The sequence below is a fragment of the Arenimonas sp. genome, assembly GCF_044348765.1.
Classification (GTDB): Bacteria; Pseudomonadota; Gammaproteobacteria; order Xanthomonadales; family Xanthomonadaceae; genus Arenimonas.
Genome location: NZ_JBIKSE010000107.1, coordinates 1 through 3,806, shown reverse-complemented (window position 1 = coordinate 3,806; position 3,806 = coordinate 1). Strand labels below are relative to the sequence as shown.

The following is a 3,806-nucleotide window of genomic DNA, read 5'->3' as shown; positions in this document are numbered from 1 at the left end:
TGTTCTGGAAGTTTAGATATGATATTCAAGCAGCTTTTTATACCTACGGAATTATAGCTTCAGGACTAGTTGAAAGTTTAGGTGGCATTTCATTGCATCCATTTAGATTTATTGTCGAGAATCAAGACCGTCCAGGTAGCCCTCTTATCTATGAGGTAACAGATTTGATTTTGGCTCAAGGACAATTTGGAGGAGACTTTAATGGTCGTCAATTTGAAGGCTTCGATCAAGCTATTACTAGGTACGAATGGCACACAAAGAATGATTTGTGGCAGTATCCTATGCAAGACTACGTAAACAAAGGTGTAAGAATAATTGGACAATAGTTGACTAATTTATGGAATCAGTTAAATTTGTATTATTGGAAAATCCTACTAAGACAGCCCTTCACTTAACTCCTATGATATTTAACAAGGATGCATTAGCTGTGCTTAGAACTTACGGACTACTTAATGTTTATCTAGACGATTACGGAAGTAGTAAGAAATATAAAGACTGTCTTTTCTTTCTCTTTAAGATTATAGACACTAAAGAGTTTCAAGAATTTCAACATAAGATAGCTGACTTTAATTCTTTCTATGACTACTACGACATGCAAACTTTAAATGGTAGCCTAAGAATGTTTGTATTTAAGATTCACGATGTCTATAGAAGAGACTTATTTAGTTTTAGACACAGTCGTTTTGATGAGTTGTCTAATCATTTCTTAAATATAGCAGACGAAATTGACTTTACTCAAGTTAAACTAAACGTCTGTGAGGAGATTTATCGATTTTTTCCATCTCTAGAAATAATAAAGGAGGACTTGTAGTCCTCCTTTGTTATAATCAGATATACGAAAACAATAAGTAGTTATGCAAACTTAAAGAATTTCATCTGAAACTTCTTCAATGTCAGTAATATTTTTTAAGTCTTCTAAAGTCACTTGTCCTTCTGGGATAATTACTTCTTCTTGCTCGGTTTCAAATTGAATTACATTAGAAGGTTCTTCAGTTGGAGTACTTGGAGTATATTCTAACGGAGCATTGCTTAACTTACCTTCGTTGGAAAGTCTTTGCATAATGTCAGTCTTAGCAGCATTTGCTGTTGAAAATAACTCCATTAGAGTGTTTAGAGGAACTTGATTGATTGCAACTGTTTGTAAATCAACTAAGTGCAATAATGCGGCAAGTTCAGTTCCTGTAACTGTGATTTGTTCATCAGGTCTCCAGTAAACTGTACTTTCTTGTGCGTTTGGTTGGCTGTTTTCTGTGCTCATAAAATTAATTTTATACGTTCAAAAATAGGATATTTCTTATAACTTTGCAAATTATACAAGCAATTTAATATGACAAGGTCATTGCATCATTCCGAGAAAAAACACAATTTATACTTAGACTTAGCAGTTAGGATATCTAAAGAGTCTTACTGTAAAAGACTACAAGTAGGAGCATTAATTGTTAAAGATGGAAATATAATCTCCTTTGGTTATAATGGAACTCCTAGTGGATTACCTAATGTGTGTGAAGAAAAAAATGTAACTCTTCCCACGGTACTGCATGCAGAGTCAAATGCTATTACAAAAGCTTGTAAGTCTCCTATCAGTACTGAGGGAGCAACTATATACATGACGCACTCATGCTGTGTAGAATGCGCTAAGTTAATTGTACAAAGCGGAATCAAGAAAGTATACTACATTAAAGAGTATAGAGACTTAAATGGAATAAAACTATTACAAGATTGCGACATTGACGTAAGTAGAACTAATATTATAAAACCTATATGACTAAAATCAACCTAAGAGGCTCAAGAGTTTTGTTAAACTGTCCTCCCCGTAAAGACTCAGGATTACACCTAAGTGCTGAAGCTCAACAAGAAGTTTTAATCGAAGAACTAAAGAACATGAAAGAACTAGAAGTTTTTGCTATTGGCGACAAAGTAGAAGACATCCAAGTTGGAGATCGTGTTTATGTATCCCCTAGCACTATTATGCATTCTGAACTAGTTACTGTAGATGGTAAAGAAAAGTTTATGTTGCGTGAGATGGATATCGCTATAATTTGGTAAGTTATGAGTGGCCTAGTAGCATTAATCTGTATAGTTATACTTTTTAGTTCTATATTAATTGTTATGAGTATCCTTCATCTTGCAAAAGTTTTAGGAGAAAATAATGAAATTATGATAAAAGACCTTGAGAGTCGTACTAAGAAAAAAAGTACAGAAAGAAAAACAACTAAAAAAGAAAACAACCCATTATGAAACTATTTTATTACACCGAAATTGAGGTAAAAAACCTCGAAGACGGAACAACACAAACTATCCGTAAGAACGGACACAGTTTTGACTTGGATTCAGTTATCCTAACTTATCCTGATAGAGAAGGACTATCTGTTGTATTGAACAGAAATGCGGACAAATTAACCCCGACGGACTATCAGTACAAGATAAATCCACAAACAAAACAGAAAGAGCCAATTAAAGTTAGTAAATTTGAAGTAACAAGCGAACCAATCGTTGCGGTAATCAAAGACCCAAGAGAGATTGACGCTTTCTTACACGCTACAGGAGGACCAGAAGGTCTTTCGGAAAGCGCAGAATAAGTTACTTAAACTATCCGTTTTCTGTTTTCATATTTTATTTAGGGCAAAGGGGGACTTCGGTTCCCCTTTATTTTTTTTCTTATTGACTTATATTTGTATATTACTACTAAGTACTGACCATGTTTGGCAATCCGTTAACTAATCAAGACCTTCTTACTTTAGCTCAAGCATCTGCTGAACAAAAGTTATCAGGGTTAAATCTTCCAGAAAAATATATCTTAGCTACACCTGTTAGTGGCTATGGTTTTCCTACATACCGTCTATTTGATGCCGCGTATATTTCTACAGGTATTATAGATCCCAATAGATTGGGAACAGGATCTGCAGGAGCAGGTAATCTTTACTTAGCTGACGATGGTACTTGGAAAGCTGTAGGCGGAGGAGGAGGCGGAGGTGACATGTACAAAGCTACTTACGATGTCGATAATGACGGAGTAGTAGACTCAGCAGAAAGAACCGAAATTATAGTAAGAAACTCTACTGGTTCTACTTTAACTAAAGGTACTGTTGTTTATTTAAGTGGAGCAACTGGAAACAGACCAAATGCTTTAAGAGCACAAGCACATACTGAGGCTACTTCTTCAAGAACCATAGGTATGGTTGAAGCAAATATTGCGAATAACTCTGACGGATATATTGCAACAAACGGAACTCTTCACGACTTAGATACTTCAGCATTTACGGCTGGAGATGCTGTTTGGTTGTCTGCTACCACAGCAGGAGCATTTACAAGTACAGTTCCTGCCGAACCCAATCACGCAGTATTTATTGGATATATTGCTCGTTCTCACCCTACGCAAGGTAGGATAGTTCTTCATATTCAAAACGGATATGAGTTTGATGAGTTACACGGAGTTCTTTTAACTTCTGAAGCAAATAACGATCTTGTAGTTTACGAATCAGCTACCGCTTTGTGGAAGAACAAAAGCATAGCTACCATCTTCGGAGGTACTCCCCTCATCACAGTTCCTACCCTAGCACAAGTAACCACAGCAGGCAATACAACTACAAATGCTATTACTGTTGGTGGGCTTACAGTAAATACCAATCTTATATATACCGACACTGTTAATGGTAGGGTAGGTATAGGAACTACTACTCCAACAGAAAAACTAGAGGTTAATGGAAACATTAAAGCCACTTCCTTTATTAAAAGTGGAGGAACTTCTTCTCAGTTCTTAAAAGCAGATGGTAGTGTAGACTCTACGGTTTACTATGCAGCATCTA

The 3,806-nt window shown here is 35.8% G+C and carries 8 protein-coding genes; 7 read left to right on the top strand and 1 reads right to left on the bottom strand.

All coding sequences use genetic code 11. The features are described 5' to 3' along the window. Both ACIQ0Q_RS09380 and ACIQ0Q_RS09375 read left to right on the top strand, forming a co-directional pair. A partial coding sequence (locus ACIQ0Q_RS09380; protein ID WP_395772671.1) for a hypothetical protein occupies positions 1–326 on the top strand: 326 nt, incomplete at its 5' end. Between the two features lie 11 nt (positions 327–337). Continuing rightward, positions 338–811 (top strand): hypothetical protein, encoded by a 474-nt coding sequence (locus ACIQ0Q_RS09375; RefSeq protein WP_395772670.1) that lies wholly within the window; start codon positions 338–340, stop codon positions 809–811. A 51-nt stretch (positions 812–862) separates the two neighbouring features. Here ACIQ0Q_RS09375 and ACIQ0Q_RS09370 read toward each other — a convergent pair whose 3' ends face one another. Next, complete coding sequence (locus ACIQ0Q_RS09370) at positions 863–1,258, bottom strand: hypothetical protein (protein ID WP_395772669.1); 396 nt, start codon at positions 1,256–1,258, stop codon at positions 863–865. 69 nt (positions 1,259–1,327) lie between these two features. Between ACIQ0Q_RS09370 and ACIQ0Q_RS09365 the strand changes: the two genes are divergently transcribed. The 5 genes from ACIQ0Q_RS09365 to ACIQ0Q_RS09345 all read left to right on the top strand — a co-directional run. Beyond that, complete coding sequence (locus ACIQ0Q_RS09365; protein WP_395772668.1) at positions 1,328–1,765, top strand: dCMP deaminase family protein; 438 nt, start codon at positions 1,328–1,330, stop codon at positions 1,763–1,765. Next, on the top strand, positions 1,762–2,046 hold the full coding sequence (locus tag ACIQ0Q_RS09360; RefSeq protein ID WP_395772667.1) for a hypothetical protein: 285 nt from the start codon (positions 1,762–1,764) through the stop codon (positions 2,044–2,046). The genes ACIQ0Q_RS09365 and ACIQ0Q_RS09360 overlap by 4 nt, the downstream gene beginning before the upstream one ends. Positions 2,047–2,049: 3 nt before the next feature. Next, on the top strand, positions 2,050–2,238 hold the full coding sequence (locus ACIQ0Q_RS09355) for a hypothetical protein (RefSeq protein WP_395772666.1): 189 nt from the start codon (positions 2,050–2,052) through the stop codon (positions 2,236–2,238). Continuing rightward, positions 2,235–2,579, top strand: a complete 345-nt coding sequence (locus ACIQ0Q_RS09350) for a hypothetical protein (RefSeq protein WP_395772665.1) — start codon at positions 2,235–2,237, stop codon at positions 2,577–2,579. Before ACIQ0Q_RS09355 ends, ACIQ0Q_RS09350 begins: the two co-directional genes overlap by 4 nt. A gap of 119 nt (positions 2,580–2,698) precedes the next feature. Beyond that, positions 2,699–3,806: hypothetical protein (locus ACIQ0Q_RS09345; protein ID WP_395772664.1), on the top strand; the 1,108-nt coding region annotated here is incomplete at its 3' end.